The sequence below is a fragment of the Hymenobacter sp. FMD4 genome, from assembly GCF_058932745.1.
In genome coordinates, this window is record NZ_JBZYWH010000009.1 from 147,369 (window position 1) to 163,478 (window position 16,110).

Annotated in this window: 15 protein-coding genes; 4 read left to right on the forward strand and 11 right to left on the reverse strand. The window is 57.8% G+C overall.

Annotation, left to right across the window (positions count from 1 at the left end; all coding sequences use genetic code 11):
• Window positions 1-154: 154 nt before the first annotated feature.
• The 7 genes from gatB to alaS form a co-directional block, all read right to left on the reverse strand.
• A complete protein-coding gene (gatB, locus tag AC5FXY_RS11110) occupies window positions 155-1,615 on the reverse strand; it encodes an Asp-tRNA(Asn)/Glu-tRNA(Gln) amidotransferase subunit GatB (RefSeq protein WP_493556739.1) in 1,461 nt (486 codons plus the stop codon).
• Window positions 1,616-1,733: 118 nt separating this feature from the next.
• Window positions 1,734-2,504 carry a TonB family protein gene (locus tag AC5FXY_RS11115; RefSeq protein WP_493556740.1) on the reverse strand — a complete coding sequence of 257 codons (771 nt, stop codon included), beginning with the start codon at window positions 2,502-2,504 and terminating at the stop codon, window positions 1,734-1,736.
• Window positions 2,505-2,558: 54 nt separating this feature from the next.
• On the reverse strand, window positions 2,559-3,413 hold the full coding sequence (locus AC5FXY_RS11120; RefSeq protein WP_493556741.1) for a TonB family protein: 855 nt from the start codon (window positions 3,411-3,413) through the stop codon (window positions 2,559-2,561).
• A 229-nt stretch (window positions 3,414-3,642) separates the two neighbouring features.
• Window positions 3,643-4,470, reverse strand: a complete 828-nt coding sequence (locus AC5FXY_RS11125; protein WP_493556742.1) for a hypothetical protein — start codon at window positions 4,468-4,470, stop codon at window positions 3,643-3,645.
• 76 nt (window positions 4,471-4,546) lie between these two features.
• The gene (locus tag AC5FXY_RS11130; RefSeq protein WP_493556743.1) at window positions 4,547-5,518 is read right to left on the reverse strand and encodes an LIC11966 family surface protein; all 972 of its coding nucleotides are present in this window, start codon (window positions 5,516-5,518) and stop codon (window positions 4,547-4,549) included.
• 31 nt (window positions 5,519-5,549) lie between these two features.
• The gene (locus AC5FXY_RS11135; protein WP_493556744.1) at window positions 5,550-6,368 is read right to left on the reverse strand and encodes an energy transducer TonB; all 819 of its coding nucleotides are present in this window, start codon (window positions 6,366-6,368) and stop codon (window positions 5,550-5,552) included.
• Between the two features lie 175 nt (window positions 6,369-6,543).
• Complete coding sequence (gene alaS, locus AC5FXY_RS11140; RefSeq protein WP_493556745.1) at window positions 6,544-9,228, reverse strand: alanine--tRNA ligase; 2,685 nt, start codon at window positions 9,226-9,228, stop codon at window positions 6,544-6,546.
• Between the two features lie 257 nt (window positions 9,229-9,485).
• Between alaS and AC5FXY_RS11145 the strand changes: the two genes are divergently transcribed.
• The 3 genes from AC5FXY_RS11145 (at window position 9,486) to AC5FXY_RS11155 (ending at window position 11,866) form a co-directional block, all read left to right on the forward strand.
• Entirely contained in the window at window positions 9,486-9,848 is a 363-nt protein-coding gene (locus AC5FXY_RS11145; RefSeq protein ID WP_493556746.1) for a MerR family transcriptional regulator, read from the forward strand.
• Window positions 9,849-9,920: 72 nt separating this feature from the next.
• Window positions 9,921-11,036: a DNA-processing protein DprA gene (gene dprA, locus AC5FXY_RS11150; RefSeq protein WP_493556747.1), complete on the forward strand. Its 1,116-nt coding sequence runs from the start codon at window positions 9,921-9,923 to the stop codon at window positions 11,034-11,036.
• On the forward strand, window positions 11,036-11,866 hold the full coding sequence (locus AC5FXY_RS11155; RefSeq protein ID WP_493556748.1) for an aminotransferase class IV: 831 nt from the start codon (window positions 11,036-11,038) through the stop codon (window positions 11,864-11,866). The genes dprA and AC5FXY_RS11155 overlap by 1 nt, the downstream gene beginning before the upstream one ends.
• Before the next feature lies 1 nt (window position 11,867).
• Here the strand turns inward: AC5FXY_RS11155 and AC5FXY_RS11160 are convergent, their stop codons facing one another.
• The 4 genes from AC5FXY_RS11160 to AC5FXY_RS11175 all read right to left on the reverse strand — a co-directional run bounded on the left by AC5FXY_RS11160 (window position 11,868) and on the right by AC5FXY_RS11175 (window position 14,732).
• Entirely contained in the window at window positions 11,868-12,065 is a 198-nt protein-coding gene (locus AC5FXY_RS11160; protein ID WP_493556749.1) for a hypothetical protein, read from the reverse strand.
• 523 nt (window positions 12,066-12,588) lie between these two features.
• Complete coding sequence (locus AC5FXY_RS11165) at window positions 12,589-13,383, reverse strand: thymidylate synthase (protein ID WP_493556750.1); 795 nt, start codon at window positions 13,381-13,383, stop codon at window positions 12,589-12,591.
• Window positions 13,384-13,442: 59 nt separating this feature from the next.
• Complete coding sequence (locus AC5FXY_RS11170) at window positions 13,443-13,895, reverse strand: SMI1/KNR4 family protein (RefSeq protein WP_493556751.1); 453 nt, start codon at window positions 13,893-13,895, stop codon at window positions 13,443-13,445.
• Between the two features lie 231 nt (window positions 13,896-14,126).
• Window positions 14,127-14,732, reverse strand: a complete 606-nt coding sequence (locus AC5FXY_RS11175) for an SMI1/KNR4 family protein (RefSeq protein ID WP_493556752.1) — start codon at window positions 14,730-14,732, stop codon at window positions 14,127-14,129.
• A gap of 366 nt (window positions 14,733-15,098) precedes the next feature.
• Here AC5FXY_RS11175 and AC5FXY_RS11180 point away from each other — a divergent pair.
• A partial coding sequence (locus tag AC5FXY_RS11180) for an N-acetylmuramoyl-L-alanine amidase family protein (protein WP_493556753.1) occupies window positions 15,099-16,110 on the forward strand: 1,012 nt, incomplete at its 3' end.

A 16,110-nucleotide genomic window follows, 5' to 3' on the forward strand; every position in this document is an offset into this window, starting at 1 on the left:
TATGCACCAGCTTCTACACCAACACTGCCGCTGCCCGACGGTTGCTGTTTCAGCCGGGCTCAGCAGAACGTTTTGGATTTATTAATCTGGCAAAAAGCGAACGTCCACAAACCAGCAACTGGTTTGTGGACGTTCGTTTGAATGCAAAAACTTTTTACGCCTGTTCCAGCTTGTCGCGCAGCAGTTGGTTCGACAGCTTCGGGTCGGCTTTGCCTTTGGTCAGCTTCATCAATTCGCCCATAAACATACCCACCAGCGACTTTTTGCCGGCCCGGTACTCAGCCACCTTCGCAGGGTTGGCGTCGAGCACTTGCTGCACCATGGCTTCCAGCTCTCCGGCGTCGGATTGCTGCAGCAGGCCCAGCTTCTCAGCCGCTTCAGCCGCCGACTGCGTGGGGTTTTCGATCAGGTACGGAAACAGCTGCTGCCGCGCCACGGTGTTGTTCACCTTGCTTTCGTCGATGAGGCCGATGATGTCGGCTACGTGCTGCGCCGTGAGCGGAAACTCGCTCATGGTGAGGGCACGCTCGTTGAGGAAAGACTTCACCGGACCCGACATCCAGTTAGCCGCGGCCTTGGCGTTGGTGGTCAGGCGCGTCAGCTCGTCGAAGAACAGGGCAATGTCCTTCTCGGCGGTCAGCACGTTGGCGTCGTACGCCGAGAGGCTTAGCTCGCCGGTAAAGCGGGCATAAAGCTGCTGCGGCAGGGCCGGCAGCGCGGCTTGCACGCGGTGCAGCCACGCGTCGTCCACTACCACCGGCGGCAGGTCCGGCTCCGGGAAGTAGCGGTAGTCGTTCATCGTCTCCTTGGTGCGCTGGGCCTGCGTGGTGCCGGTGGTGGCATCGAATCCGCGCGTCTGGCTCACTACCTCTTCGCCGGCTTCGAGCAATTGAATCTGCCGCTCGATTTCGTGCTCGATGGCGCGCTGCACGTTGCGGAAGGAGTTCATGTTTTTCACCTCCACCTTGGTACCGAACTTATCGGTGCCTTTCAGCATCACCGAAATATTGGCGTCGCAGCGCAGGGAGCCTTCCTCCATGTTGCCGTCGCAGATATCGAGGTACTGCACCAGCTTTTTGATTTCGGTGAGGTAGGCGTAGGCCTCGTCGGCGTTACGGATGTCCGGCTCCGACACGATTTCAATCAGCGGCACGCCGGCGCGGTTCAGGTCGACCAGCGTTTCTACCTCGCCGGCCAAGTGCATGGACTTGCCCGCGTCTTCCTCCATGTGAATGCGTGTGATGCCGATGTGCTTGGTAGCGCCATCGGCCAACCGGATTTCCACGTGGCCTTTGGTGCAGAGCGGGGTTTTGTCCTGCGTAATCTGGTAGCCCTTGGGCAAGTCGGGGTAGAAGTAGTTTTTGCGCGCAAACAGGTTGTCGCGCGTAATCTGGCAGTTGGTGGCCAGGCCCATCTTGATGGCGTACTCCACGGCCGTGCGGTTGATGCGCGGCAGCGTGCCCGGGTGGCCCAGCGTGATTACCGACAGGTTGGAGTTGGGCAGAGCGCCGTACTCGTTTTCGTCGGCTGAATACATTTTGCTTCGCGTCAGCAGCTGCGCGTGCACTTCCAGACCGATGATGGGCTGGTATTTTGATTTGATGCTTTCGTCCATAGGAATAGCCGACCGGCCAGGCGCGCAGTGGCGGCGCGGCCGTCGAAGCTGCAAGTTAGAAAGCCCGGCGCTTTTCCGTATTGCCTTAGCGCCGGGAATCGGTTTTGGCGCTTGCTTCTTATTCCAAGCGAAACGTGACGGGCACGCTAAAGACCACTTCGGCCTCTTCCCCATCGAGCCGGCCAGGCGTCCAGCCGCGGAGGGTATTCACCACCCGCAGCGCCTCTTTATCCAGCAGCAGCGTGGCGCTTTTGGTTACGCGTACGTTCTGCAACTCGCCTTTGCTGCTAACCACAAAGCCCACGTAAACGGTCCCCTCAATATCAGCCTTTAAAGCCGCTTTGGGGTACACAGTTCGGGTGGCCAAGGCCCCGTGAAGCCCCGTCATACCGCCCGGAAATTCCGGAAATACCACGTAGGCTTGACATGGCATTGGTTTACCATCGGGCGTAAAGCACTCGCCGCTGAGGAGCTGGCCGTTAGCATATTCCTCCCGACGCCTGACTTGGCCACTGGGATAGTAGGTGCGCAGCATCCCGTGGCGCTTGCCAGCCATGTACTCCTCCTCCGCCATCACCTGCCCTGATTCAAACCAGCGCATTTGTTTGCCTTCCAGAATGCGCTTGGTGATGTGCGCATACGGCATGGTTTCCCAAACCTTGCCCGATGGGTAGTAACTGGTGATGGTGCCACGTATTGAGTCTAGCGTCACTTTTTCAGTACGAAATTGATGGCCGATACCAAAGCCATTGTCACTGTTAATACCCAGTTTTTGGTAATAGTCGTTGATGCTCTGGCCAGTTGCGGCTCCGCTGGCCAGGGTCAGGCAGAAAACGCCGGCCAGGCGCAGACTTCTTTGGATGCTAAAATTCATGATTACACTGCCCATCGGCAGTGAGGCAGGTAATGAGTGTATGAGGTATGCTCAGGCTTGGCCTCTGAGCTAGTCTTCCGATGCCATAGCGGCCCGACGCGTGGGATAATAGAAAAAGTAGCCTTCCATCACGTAGTGAACGGCCTGACCTTCTTCGGTGGCCGGCGCGAGACGTGGTAGGCGGCGTACGGCTTCCAGCGCCGCGGCACTTAGCGCAGTATCATCGCTGCCAAGGATGCGTGGGTCGCGCACGTAGCCGAGGCTATCTACCCGGAAGGCAAGGTGCACCGTGCCGTCGGTGGGGCGGCTGTAGCCCTTGGGCAGAAACTGCTCGAACTGCCGCTGCATGGCCTTGAACACGGCCGCCTGATCGGCACTTTTACCGGCCAGCCGGGCAGCGGTGCGGTACGGCGGGCATTCTTCCACCGACTGGCCGGTGGGCAAAAAACACTCGCTTTTGACCAGGGTGCCGACACGATTTTGTTGGTCCCGGCGGCGCTTGCCGTCGGGGTAAAAGGTTTTCATCGGGCCATCGAGCTTACCGGAGCGGTAGCTCACGTCTTCGCGCAGCTGACCGCCGGGGTACCACTCGCGGCTGCGGGCGTGCAGTGCCTCGCCGGGCAAGTCGCTGCTGAAGCCGGCATCGAGTAGCAGTTGCCGGTCCTGCACCGTGTAGCGCCGCACGCGCCACTTCACGCCCAGGCTATCGGCCTTGCGAATGATGTCGTAGCAATAAGCGCCGGAGGCATTGGGCAGCGGCACTTGGTACCGGTCGTAGTAGCGAATGCCTACCCGCTGATTTTCCATCTGATCAAGGGCCGTAATTACTTTGGCCTGGGACCAAGCCGAAGTAGCGGTCAACAGCAGAGCGCCCAATACGCTCAAAGTGCGGCGCGAGGCCGGAGCAATAACTAGCACAGACATGCGGGCAAGATAAGGCTGAGTGTCACGCTTTGCGCTACATGTCCGCCGAATCAACAGCGAAAACTACCTGTAGTTAGCGGCGGGCACTCATGAATGGTTTTGCGCTTGGAGCGGCATAGTCCAGAGGTAGTCAAAAGAACACAACAATGAAACCAGAAAGTCAGGTCGATAATAATCGCCCGTAGCCCTTTTTAATCCTAAGGTGAAGTTCTTCCCTACTCGACCGCTGCTACTGGCGCCGGCGCATAGGCTCGTAGACCACGTAACCCTCAATTGGATCGTGCGTGGGTTGGCCCTCTTGCGTGGCTGGCTCGAAACGCGGCAATTGCCGAATGGCTTCGAGCACGGCCTTATTTACCACTTCGTCGTTGCCGAGCAGAATGCGCGGCTTCCGGGCATAGCCCAGGCTGTCGACGTAAAATGCGTAAAAAGCGACGCTCCGCTCCAGCCCGGCGTACTGGGCCGGTAGGTATTGCGGGTACTGCTGGCTAAGCCAGCCCGCTACGTCGGCGATGCTGGCATCTTCGAGCTTTAGCTGCGCGAAGGTGTGATAAGGAGGGCATTGAATCGGGTCGCCGGCGGCGCTGAAGCACTCCAGGCGTACCTGCTGCCGCTTCCAGTAGTCAGCGGCCCGGCGCAGCTCGCCGTTGGCATGGTAAGTCCGCAGCTGCCCGTCGAGCATGCCTTTGCGGTAGGTCATTTCTTCGCGCAGCTGCCCGCCGGGGTACCACTCGCGGCTGCGGCCTTCGGGGCGGGCCCACGGCATAGTACCGCTGAAGCCGATATCGAGCACCAACTGTTTCTCTTTCAAGCCATATCGCCGCACGCGCCAGTTCTCTCCGGCACTGTCGCGCCGCTGAATCAGATCGTAGTAAGCCGCTCCTTCGGCGCTGGGCAGCGGGGCCCACCATCGGTCGTAGTACCGAATGGCGGCAGGCTTGCCTTTCAGCTGATCGACCACGGCCACCACGGGCAAGCCAGCCTCATGGGTAGCCGACACAAAAAAGAAGAGTATACCCAGCGTCGTGAGCCAGCGTGCCGTGGAATTATAACGCATGCAGCATGAAAAGTAAAAGCCCGTACCTGCTTTTGTGCTAGGTACGGGCTTCGGGCCTGTAGGGCTACACGCAGGGCTATTCTACCAGCGGAATGTAAGTGGCCATGAAGGCATTGCCGGCCCGGTTGTAGGCGTCCACGTACTTGTGGTTGTTGGTGTTGTAGTAATTGATGTAGTTGTTGAAAGCCGTTACATCAGCCTTCGTCAGCTGGTCTTTGCGCTGGATCAACTCCTGCATTTTCACCAGCTGATTGGAGCATAGGCCGGCGTAATAATTGATCAGGTTTTTGGCGGCGTCGCGGTACTGCGCATCCTTGCCGCGGAAGGCGGGCACGGTGGCCAGTTCGGCCAAGGCCTGTTGCGCATCGGCCAGCAGCTGCACGCGGGCGGCTTCAAAACCGGCAGCATCTTGGGCGCTCAAGGCGTCGTTGAGCTTAGCGCTGGCTTTTTCGGTCCGAAACTGCGCCAGAAACACTTTGTGCTGGTAGGCATTTACCTCCGATACCTGCCGCATGAAGTTGGCCAGCTTGCGGCCCTCCGCATCGGTGGCTTCTGACAAGGTCATGCCGTGGCGCTTGGCAAAGCGCTTCTGCGCCGCGTCTACCGAGTCATTGACTACCTGCAGCTTGGCTTCGGCAATTTCCTGCAGCTTGAAATACTGCTCCATGTTTTCGATGGTGGCTGTACGCGTAGCGGCCATCATGTCCACGGCTTTATAGTCTTCGGAGTAGATCTTGAGCAGTTGGTAAAACGCCTCGGCGGTTTGCTCCTTGAAGCCTTTGTCGTCCTTGTAAGCCGGCATTTTGGCCAGCTTATTCAGGGAAAGCTCGGTCTGCTTTACCAGATCCAAGCGCCGGGCATCGATTTTCTTCTCGTTGTCGGAGTGCGCGGCTTTGCTGATGTAACGCAGATTTTTCTTCAGCATGGCGCGCTGCTCGGCCACGATGTAGTTGTTGTAGGCGCCGGGGTCGGTGAAGGTTTGGGCCGAGGCGGTGGTGGAAAGGCCAATGGAAAGTGCGGCTGCTAGGCCAAGGGTAGAAATGCGCATAGAATAGGGTTAAGAATGGTACAATCGAAAATCAAAGCGCTGAAGTAGCCGGCTTTTTCCGGGGTTTCGCGGGCCGTCCAAACAGGTCATTGATGACGAAGCTCAGAGGCACGGTATACTCCACTGAGACCAATCTTTCATCAATTCGGCCAGGCTTCCACTTGGGTTGATTAGCGACGACGTGCAGGGCCACTGAATCGAGGGCCGGGTGCAGCCCCTGCCTCACCACCGGGTTGACGACCTGCCCCAGCGAATCCACGCAAAACCCTACCAAGACTTTGCCCTGCACCCGCTCCCGCAAGGTCTCGGGGGTGTAGCGGATGTTGCGACCCAAGTAGTTCATCAGGCCGTTCATTCCGCCGGGTGGCTCGGGCATTTGCACGAAAGCGAAGAAAGGCACCACCCGCCCATCGACTGCGTAGCAGGTACCGCCTTTTGATTTGTTGGCTACGTACTGCTCCTGCCGTTTTAGCTGGCCCGTGGGGTAATAAGCAACTAACTCGCCTTCCTGCTTGCCGTGCACCCAGGTTTCGCGCCAGTGCAGCTGCCCGTTTTTGTACCAACGCTCAACTACCCCGTGCACTATGCGTTTGCGGTGGTGCTCAAAGGGCATAGTCTCTAGCTTCACCCCTGCCGCATCGTACCTGTGCTCTACGGCCCGCAAGCTATCAGCAAACTGCGTTTCGACGCGCAGGGTAGCGCCTTCCGCCGACGGGAGTTTCTTGTTATTGGCACCAAAGTACTCTACCACTGTACGCGGCTCATTCGATATGGAGGCCTGTTGAGACCAAGCCACCGCGGGCAGCGCCGACAACAGGGCGCCCACCATGAAGCGGTAAAACGGATACATGAGAAAGGAATTAAAGCACGAACAGCTCAGCGCAGCTGTTGAATAGCCTGAATTAGCCTTAACGAAATTAACAGGCGACCAGAGGACGTACAAGTTTTGTCCTGCCCTCCCCATAAAATACAGCGGCCGTAGTCTGCTTACACAAACTACGGCCGCTGCGGTACTTTACAACTTGTTAGCCTAGCTGCCCGCTAATCAGCCCTTCGGCCTTGCCAATAGCCGCATCCAGCCCGGCCACATTCTTGCCGCCGGCCGTGGCGAAGAACGGCTGACCGCCGCCGCCGCCCTGGATTTCTTTGGCCAGCTCGCGCACCAGCTGCGTGGCGTTGAGCTTACCGCCTTTGGCCAGTTCATCATCGAGCATCACGGCCAGTTGGGGCTTGCCATCGACTTCGGCGCCGAGCACCAGCACGAGGTTGGGCACCACTTGGCGCAGGCCAAAGGCCAGGGTCTTGAGGCCGTCGGCCGAACGGGCGGGCACTTTGGCGGCGAGGAAGTTCACGCCGTTCAGCTCTTTTACCTGGCCGGCCAGCTGGTCTTTCAGCTGCCCGAGCTGCTGCTGCTCGGCCTGTTCCAGCTGCTTGCGCAGCGTGGCGGTTTCTTCCGACAGCTTCTGGATGGTGGTGGTGAGGTGCTGCGGGTTACCGAGCAGCTCGCGCACCTGGGCCAGCAGGTCCATTTGCTCGTCGATGAACTTCTCGGCCAGCTCGGCCGTCACGGCCTCGATGCGGCGCACACCGGCGCCCACGGCCGATTCGCTCACGATGCGGAAGAAGCCGATTTCACCGGTGTTGGGGGCGTGGATGCCGCCGCAGAGCTCCACGGAGTACTCCGGGTCGAAGGTGATGACACGCACGTTGTCGGCGTACTTCTCGCCAAACAAGGCCATGGCACCGCGGGCGCGGGCCTCGTCCAGCGGCACGCTCCGCTCCTCGCCTAGCGGAATTTGCTGGCGAATGCGCTCATTCACGATGCGCTCCACCTGCCGCAGCTGGTCGTCGGTGACTTTGGAGAAGTGCGAGAAGTCGAAGCGCAGCAGCTTTTCATTCACCAGCGAGCCGCGCTGGGCTACGTGCGTGCCCAGTACCTGCCGCAGGGCCGCGTGCATGAGGTGGGTGGCCGAGTGATTTTTGCGAATCTGCTCGCGGCGCGCCTGGTCGACTTTGGCTTCCACGGGCGCGTCGAGGTCCTGCGGCAGATCCAGCACCGTGTGCACGATGAGGTCGTTTTCCTTGCGGGTGTCGATGACGCGCACCTTGGAAAGCGGCGTGATGAGGTAGCCGGTGTCGCCCACCTGTCCGCCCGATTCGGCGTAGAAAGGCGTCTGATCCAGTACCACGTGGTACTCGGTTTTGCCTTTCTGCGTCACGGCGCGGTAGCGCAGAATGCGCGCCTCGGCCGTGGTGGCATCGTAGCCCACGAAGCGCGGCAGTTCCTGCGAAGGTTCCACGATGGTCCAGTCACTCTGCTCCTGCTCGGAAGCGTTGCGCGAGCGGGCCTTCTGCTGCTCCAGCTCTTTCTTGAACTCGTCTTCGCTCACGGTCAACCCTTTTTCGCGGGCCAGCAGGGCGGTGAGGTCGAAGGGAAAGCCGAAGGTATCGGATAGCTCGAAGGCCGATTTACCGTCGACGTGATTGCCGTTCTGGCGGAAGCCTTCCTCCAAGCTATCGAAGCGGCGCAGACCGTTTTCGAGGGTGCGCAGGAAGGCAATTTCCTCTTCCTCAATCACGCGCGTCACGAACTGCTGCTGTTGCTTAAGTTCGGGGAAGATGCTGCGCATGTGGTCGGCCAGCACCGGCACCACTTTATAGAGGAAGGGCTGCTTCTGGCCCAGCGACGAGAAGGCGTAGCGCACGGCGCGGCGCAGGATGCGACGAATCACGTAGCCAGCCTTCACATTGGAGGGCAGCTGCCCGTCGGCGATGGTGAAGGCGATAGTGCGCACATGGTCAGCAATAACGCGCACCGCAATGTCGGTCTTCTCGTTTTCGGTGGCGGGCTGGTCGTTTACGGTGGCCGGGGCGGTGCCGTGGTACTGCACGCCGGCTTCCTTGGCGATAAACTGAATCAGCGGCTGGAACACGTCGGTGTCGTAGTTAGACTTTACGCCCGACACGGCCATCATCAGGCGCTCAAAGCCCATGCCCGTGTCCACGTGCTGGGCCGGCAGCTTGATCAGGGACTTATCGGCGCGGCGCTCAAACTCCATGAACACGTTGTTCCAGATTTCCACCACCTGCGGGTGGTCGGCATTCACAAGCTCGCGGCCGGGAATGGCGGCCACTTCGGCCTCGTCGCGCAGGTCGATGTGGATTTCGGTGCAGGGTCCACAGGGGCCGGTGTCGCCCATTTCCCAGAAGTTGTCCTTCTTATTGCCGGGCAGAATGCGGTCCTCCGTGGTGTATTGGCGCCACAACTCCTGCGTCTCGGTGTCGGCGGCGAGTTGGTCGCCCTGGTCACCTTCAAAATACGTCACGTACAGGCGGTCCTTCGGCAGCTTGTAGACTTCCGTCAACAGTTCCCAGGCCCAGGCCACAGCTTCCTTCTTAAAGTAGTCCCCAAACGACCAGTTGCCGAGCATTTCGAACATGGTGTGGTGGTAGGTGTCGTAGCCTACTTCTTCCAGGTCGTTGTGTTTGCCGCTCACGCGCAGGCACTTCTGGGTATCAGCGATGCGCTTAAAGGGCGCGGGCTTGTTGCCGAGGAAGTAGTCCTTGAACGGCGCCATACCCGAGTTGATGAACATCAGCGTGGGGTCGTCCTTCACCACGATGGGGGCCGAGGGCACGATGTGGTGACCTTTGGAAGCGAAGAAATCGAGGAACTGCTGGCGAACCTGGTTGGCTGAAGGAAGTGACATGAGCGGCTGTATTGCCAAGCGCTTGCCTGGCGAATCGTTGGGTATCGGTTGGAACAAAGCCGCTGCCGAAAAATTGGCGGCGGCCGGGTTTTTGGCTACTTTTCGGCTTCCGAAGCCAGCGAAGCAGCCGTAGAAAGCCCTTCCGGCAAAGGTAGTTTGGAGAAGTGAGAAATGGGAAGTTAGAACCGAGCCTGTTCTACTGCGCTTTCTCCCTTCATTCTCCCACTTCTCACCTCTCAGGTCTCACCTATAGTACTATGCCCTACAAAGACCGCGACATCGAGAAGCAGTACTTTACCATCGGTGAGGTGGCCGCGCAGTTTGATGTAGCGCCGTCGCTGATTCGCTTCTGGGAAACCGAGTTTGACGACCTCAAGCCGCGCAAAAGCAAGAAGGGCAACCGCCTGTACTCGCCGCAGGACATCGAGATATTCCGCACCATCTACCACCTAGTAAAGGAGCGCGGCTACACCATCCCGGGGGCCCGTGAAATCCTGAAGCAGCGCGGTCCGCAGCTCAAGGAGCGCGTCGACGTGATTCACTCGCTGGAAAAGGTGCGCAATTTTCTGGTGGGGCTACGTAAGGAGTTGGAGGCCGCCACCAAAAACCAAAGTACCTGATGCCAGTGGCGTACTAGACTAGTAGTGTCACGGCGGTTTATATCCTGAGTGCTTTACCCCCTACCGATTCGCGTGTTTCCATCATCTACGGCTGATTTACAGGCCGAAATTACCCTCTCGTTGCTGCCGGGCATCGGCCCGCTGCTCACGCGCCAGCTGATCAGTTACGCCGGCTCCGCTGCAGCTGTACTGCAGGCTCCGGCGGCTAAGTTGCACAAGATTCCGGGCGTAGGCCCAGCCACGATTACCAATCTGCAAAACCACACCGCTGCCCTCCGGCAAGCCGAGTTGGTGCTGCGCCGGGCCGAAAAAGACGGGGTACAACTACTGCACTACACCCGCCCCGAGTACCCCGCCCGCCTGCGCCCGGTACCCGACGCTCCGGCCCTGCTCTATTACCAAGGCACTGCCGACCTAAACGCCCCGCGCACCCTGGCTGTGGTGGGCACCCGCCAAGCTACCGATTACGGGCGCGAGCAAACCGAGAAACTCATCAAAGGTGTGGCCGGTTACCAGCCACTCATCGTCAGTGGGCTGGCTTACGGCATCGACATTGTGGCACACCGCGCGGCCCTGCAGGAGGGCCTCCCGACGGTGGGCGTCATGGCCACCGGTCTGGACATCATCTACCCGCCGGCGCACCGCCGTACCGCCGAAAAGATGCTGGAGCAGGGCGGGCTGCTCACCGAATTCACCTTCGGCACCCAGCCCGATAAGTACAATTTTCCGGCGCGGAATCGGATAATCGCCGGCCTTTCCGATGCGACGGTGGTGGTAGAAGCGGCCCGTAAAGGTGGCGCGCTCATCACCGCCGAGCTGGCTCAAGATTACAACCGTGAAGTGCTAGCCCTGCCCGGCCGTCTGGATCAGCCAGCCTCCGAGGGCTGCAACCTTTTGATTCGCAACAATCAGGCGCTGATCTACACCGGGCCTTCGGATATCGAGCAGGCCCTGAACTGGGACGGCGCCCTGCAGCCTACCGCCGTGGTGCCGAGCCTGAACCCCGCCGATTTCACGGCCGATGAGTACCGGCTAATCGAGATTCTACTAGTGGCGAAGGAAAAACAGATCGACGAGTTGAGTTGGGAGGCGCAACTGCCCATCAACCAAGTTTCGACGCTGCTGCTAGGCTTGGAGTTTCGGGGGCTGGTGCGCGCCTTGCCGGGTAAAAAGTTTGCGCTGATCTGATGGATGTAGCCCTGCTCAACGGTCAACTGCTGCCTGCGGCAACCCTACACTTGGCACTGCCCAACCGTGGCTTGCAGTTCAACGACGGGTTCTTCGAAACGCTGGTGTACCGCGGCGGCCGGGTGCAATGGCTGACGCATCATTGGGCCCGCATGCAGCAAGCCAGCCACGCCCTAGCACTGCGGCTTCCAGCAGCGCTGAGCACGCCAGCCGATCTGGAGCTGACCTTAAACCAGTTGGCACCGCTAGTGGCTTCCCCTTCTGGCGAAGTTCGACTGCGCTTGCAGCTGTGGCGGGCGGGCGGCGGCCTCTACGCCCCTGCTACTGACCAGTGTGATTGGCTGGCCACCGCTGCGCCTTTCACCTCCAATGACAGCCCGATTCTGCGGCTGGGCTTTGCCGGCAGTGTGCGGACGCATTTATCGCCTGTATCGTTTTGCAAAGGGCCGTATGCCCTCCACTACGTATTGGCCGCGCAGGAACGTGACGCGCGCGGCCTCGATGAATTGCTGCTGCTCGACGCACACGGCCACGTAGCCGAAGCCGTGGCGGCGGCCGTGTTTTGGATCAAGGACGACGTGCTGTTTACCCCAGCGCTGCAAAGCGGCTGCGTAGCCGGGGTACGCCGGGCGCATTTGCTGCACATAGCTCAGCGCGAGGGCCTAAAATGCCTCAGCGGCCTGTACTTGCCCGAGGAAGTAAAGGCCGCTGAGGCGGTGTTTGTAGCCAACGTGGCCGGCATACGGCCTGTTGAGCAAGTAGAGGAAAAATCAGTTGGCTCGGCAGCGCATGGGCTGCTGCAGGCGCTACGCCGCTGGGAGGCCGCGTAAGCTACCTGCTGTGGCTGACGCGCCGCCGAAGCATGCGCATCCATTCGGCATGGTATTCAATCAGATCGGCTTCGGTCACGTTGTTGGCTGCCAGGATTTCGGAGCGCGGCTGGCGACCAAGCTCAAGGGCATACATGGCAATCAGGACGCGGTGCCGACGAGGAAGAGAACAGCCGGAGTTTTCGGCAGTAATGGGCAAAAGGTATGGAGTGTTGAGGGTCACGGCGCTAATGAAGGGCTGCACCGATGGATTGGAATCTAACGGGCAGGATGGTTTTCCCTGGATACAAAGATCAAACCTAAACCGGTTATTACGGTTGAGGTTCATCGAAGTATTTCAGTTGAACACCCAATTATTTGTACAATAACGCGCATTAGCAAATAAACATTGCTTAAACCACATGAAAATGTGATTAGAGTTTTCAAACCCCACACCATAAGGCAATAAAATGCTGATTATTCACAAATAAAACTAGACTATTCTTCTTTAACAGTCATCAGACATAAGCGTACTTCAACCACAATCAGCATGAAATAATACTATTACTTCACAATCAATTCTAAGTCCTACTCTCCACCCCCTCTTCTCCTACTTCAGGACAAGGCCAACATATAAAAAAACCGGCGCCAACGCACTTGATGCGCCGGCGCCGGTTATAATGCACCTTCGGTACCAACAGATTTTTTTAGCCCCCCGAAAAGGCTTCTTCGAAACCCTTTGGCTATACCGCTACGGGCGCCTTAATGGCGGGGTACGGATCGTAGTTTTCAAGGCGAAAATCCTCGTAACGGAAGCCGAACAGATCCTGCACTTCGGGATTCAGGTGCATCTGGGACAGCGGCCGCAGCTCGCGTGAAAGCTGCAGGCGTGCTTGTTCCAGATGGTTTGAGTAAAGGTGCGTATCGCCCCCGGTCCAGATAAAGTCGCCGGGCTGCAGGCGTACCACTTGGGCTACCATCAGGGTAAGCAAAGCGTAGGAGGCAATGTTGAAGGGTACGCCCAGAAAGACATCGGCGGAGCGCTGATACAGCTGGCAGGAAAGCTTGCCATCGGCCACGTAAAACTGGAACAGAGCGTGGCAGGGCATCAGGGCCATCTGATCGAGCTCGGCCACGTTCCAAGCCGACACGAGGATGCGGCGCGAATCGGGCGAGCGGCGCAGTTGGTCCACCACCTGCTGCATCTGGTCGATGTGGCCGCCGCGCCCGTCGGGCCAGGAGCGCCACTGCTTGCCGTACACGGGCCCTAGCTCGCCTTCAGCGTTGGCCCACTCATCCCAGATGCTCACGCCGTGCTCTTTGAGGTAGGCAATGTTGGTATCGCCGCGCAAAAACCACAGCAGCTCGTGGATGATGCTCTTCAGGTGTACTTTCTTGGTGGTGACCAGCGGGAAGCCCTGCTGCAGATCAAACCGCATCTGGTAGCCAAATACCGACAGCGTGCCAGTGCCGGTGCGGTCGGTTTTCTGAGCGCCGTGCTCTAAGATATGGCGCAGGAGGTCGTGGTATTGCTGCATGGGACTGACTTGGGCTTGGAAACTCAAAAATAAAGGCCATTCACCCAATGCCGGTTTGCTTAGATGGTTATTTCACTGGAAACCCAGCCGACCAGAAACTCACCCAAGGAGGACGCTACCCACTCGCGCTTCTGCGCCACTCCGTACCAGACATAAATATCGTTTGAGCGCGTGCCCTGCCCATCCAGTAGGTAGCCGAAATAGTCCCCGGTATAGGCCGGGGTCACCAGCAGCATGTCCTGCAAGCCATTTGAGGCGTCAGCTCGCAGGCTTTGATTTTCCGCCAGCAGTTCTTCGGCCGGCAGCACTAAGTAGCCGATGCTTCCGATCTTGTCCATTTCCTCGGCCAAGCCATTACTGGTATAATAGAATGCCCGAAGCTCCGCTGGCAGCTGTAGCTTCAGCATCGTTTCTAGGTGCGTCAAGGCCTGCTCGGAAGCCGGTGGATTACACTTTATTGAAGTGCCGTCGTGAGGCTTAGCCAACCACTCTATCGTCGTTGTCCAGTTCATGGCGCGGGGAATTAAATAAGAGCGTTGAGAATGAAGCGGCTCTTTAAAATGCAGAAAATAAAAGCAGCCCAACTATCGGGCTGCTTTTATTTTCTGCGCCTCGAAAAAGCGAATTACACCAGGGGCATTTCCTTAGCTTTTGTTTCGTGCCGCTCCACGGCAGCCCGGATTCGTGAAGCCAATGCATAAAGCTCATCGAAGTCAAACTATGTCGTCCCTTGCCTTGTGCTGCTAACAATACATAGGAGGTGGCACAACAACAGCATCGGGGTTATAAGGAAATAGCTGATCGTCAAAAAATGTCTCTAAACGTGCACACTCGGAAATAATGAATTCAGAAAACGAAGGCCACTTGTTTAATACTTCTTTCGCGTGCCGGGCTGGTCGGCGCACTACAGTGTCAGAACTGGAGCTCATACACAACCTAGATCCATCGCAAAAATACCCACCTATGGCAATTTCATCAGCGGGCAAGCCGTAGTGCCGCAGTGTTCTGGTTTCGGCTATCATATCAAACGGCTGCCAAACGTCCAATCCAGTTCGTATGTAGTTTTTCCGATAGCCATATAATGCTAGCTCTCTTGAAAACAGACTGACCCCATTGTAATGCTGTAGGAAAACCTTAATTAAGGCGGGAAGCTTAATGCCTAAGCCACATTCTAAGGTTGCGACATGCGCATCTAGCAAAGGGGCAAAAAGTAAATGGTGCCATGCCTCTGACCCAATATGTGGCACGTGACCGTACAACTCAACCCGGTTCTCGATTATACGAACGCCTTCGTGAGCTGCTTTAGCAGCTACCTCTCGTATTTGCCGGATGTGGTTTGGAATGGTCATCTTGAGATAGGTGGATCTAATAGATTGCAAGAGCTTTGCAAAAGTATGTAGTTCAATTGTAGTTAGGTAGCGACGACAGGAGGCAGAGCCTGTAAACTCTTGCGCTGATGACCTGATTGAGACAGCCGAAGGCTCCAATTTTCTTATATTTTTTTCATGCTGGATTTAATTACTTATAAGCACGAGAAATAACCCTTGTAAGGACTAAACAGTACTACTTTTACGACACTCCACATCAACATTATAATTACGCTTGTGGCATGGTGTATATCTTCCCTACCAGCCTCTTTATCCAGTAGTTACCGGTTTTATTCTTACCTGAATACAAGTCCCAACCAAACCCGTACTGCTGCTTTGCCGAGACTTTTGCCCCTGCTTCTAGTTGTCTTTCTTGCTTTTTTTTCTACCGCATTTGCTGTAGCTCAAAGCACGTATCGTCAGGCCAAGCCCAAACCCGGTGATGGTGTTGGAACGCTGTTGCAACGCTACGGCCTGGACCCGGTTCGGGACAAGAAGCGGTTTATTGACCTGAACCGCAGCATTATGGGGCCACGAGGAAGTCTTGTGATGGGCAAAATGTACCGCCTGCCTCCTCGTCAGCTTGCGGCGAAAAAAGCGGCCCCGGCTGCCGCCGCGAAGACCAGCACGAATGCGGCTCCTTTGACAACCCGGCAGCTCTTCGGCCCGAAATACGGTTCCGTGTCGCCACGCAGCCAGCAGCTACGCGGAGCAGTATACTACCTGCTTTCGGGCCATGGCGGCCCTGACCCCGGCGCCGTGGGCCAGTACGGTTCCAACAAGCTGGCGGAAGATGAATATGCTTACGACGTAACGGCACGGCTGGCGCGCGTCCTGATGGAGCATGGCGCCAAGGTGTACCTAATTGTGCAGGACCCCAACGATGGCATCCGCGACGAGGCAGTGCTGAAGATGGACAACGACGAAATTACCTACCCCAACCTTACCATTCCGCTGAATCACGTGGCGCGCCTCCGCCAGTACGTGGCAGCCATCAACCGGCAGCACGGCCGCCACAAGGGCGCGTACCAGCGCATGATTACGCTGCACATCGACAGCCGCAGCGCCGGCTTAAACACCGACGTGTTTTTCTACCATCACGAAAGCAGCGCCGTGGGTAAGCGGCTGGCCAACAATATTCACCAGGAATTCACGGCCCGCTACAAGCGCAGTCAGCCTACGCGCCCATACGTGGGCACGGTATCGGCACGCAGCAGCCTTTATGTGGTGCGCAACAGCCACGCCCCGACGGTATTCATCGAGCTGGGTAACATTCGCAACGATAAAGATCAGCGCCGCTTCGTGCTGGCTGATAATAGACAGGCGCTGGCCAACTGGATCTGTGACGGATTGATCAAAG

What these genes read in the sequence shown, in the direction of transcription:
- gatB (WP_493556739.1), bottom strand. Translation starts at nt 1,615, where the DNA reads ATGGACGAAAGCATCAAATCAAAATACCAGCCCATCATCGGTCTGGAA.
- AC5FXY_RS11115 (WP_493556740.1), bottom strand. Translation starts at nt 2,504, where the DNA reads ATGGGCAGTGTAATCATGAATTTTAGCATCCAAAGAAGTCTGCGCCTG.
- AC5FXY_RS11120 (WP_493556741.1), bottom strand. Translation starts at nt 3,413, where the DNA reads ATGTCTGTGCTAGTTATTGCTCCGGCCTCGCGCCGCACTTTGAGCGTA.
- AC5FXY_RS11125 (WP_493556742.1), bottom strand. Translation starts at nt 4,470, where the DNA reads ATGCGTTATAATTCCACGGCACGCTGGCTCACGACGCTGGGTATACTC.
- AC5FXY_RS11130 (WP_493556743.1), bottom strand. Translation starts at nt 5,518, where the DNA reads ATGCGCATTTCTACCCTTGGCCTAGCAGCCGCACTTTCCATTGGCCTT.
- AC5FXY_RS11135 (WP_493556744.1), bottom strand. Translation starts at nt 6,368, where the DNA reads ATGTATCCGTTTTACCGCTTCATGGTGGGCGCCCTGTTGTCGGCGCTG.
- alaS (WP_493556745.1), bottom strand. Translation starts at nt 9,228, where the DNA reads ATGTCACTTCCTTCAGCCAACCAGGTTCGCCAGCAGTTCCTCGATTTC.
- AC5FXY_RS11145 (WP_493556746.1), top strand. Translation starts at nt 9,486, where the DNA reads ATGCCCTACAAAGACCGCGACATCGAGAAGCAGTACTTTACCATCGGT.
- AC5FXY_RS11155 (WP_493556748.1), top strand. Translation starts at nt 11,036, where the DNA reads ATGGATGTAGCCCTGCTCAACGGTCAACTGCTGCCTGCGGCAACCCTA.
- AC5FXY_RS11165 (WP_493556750.1), bottom strand. Translation starts at nt 13,383, where the DNA reads ATGCAGCAATACCACGACCTCCTGCGCCATATCTTAGAGCACGGCGCT.
- AC5FXY_RS11170 (WP_493556751.1), bottom strand. Translation starts at nt 13,895, where the DNA reads ATGAACTGGACAACGACGATAGAGTGGTTGGCTAAGCCTCACGACGGC.
- AC5FXY_RS11175 (WP_493556752.1), bottom strand. Translation starts at nt 14,732, where the DNA reads ATGACCATTCCAAACCACATCCGGCAAATACGAGAGGTAGCTGCTAAA.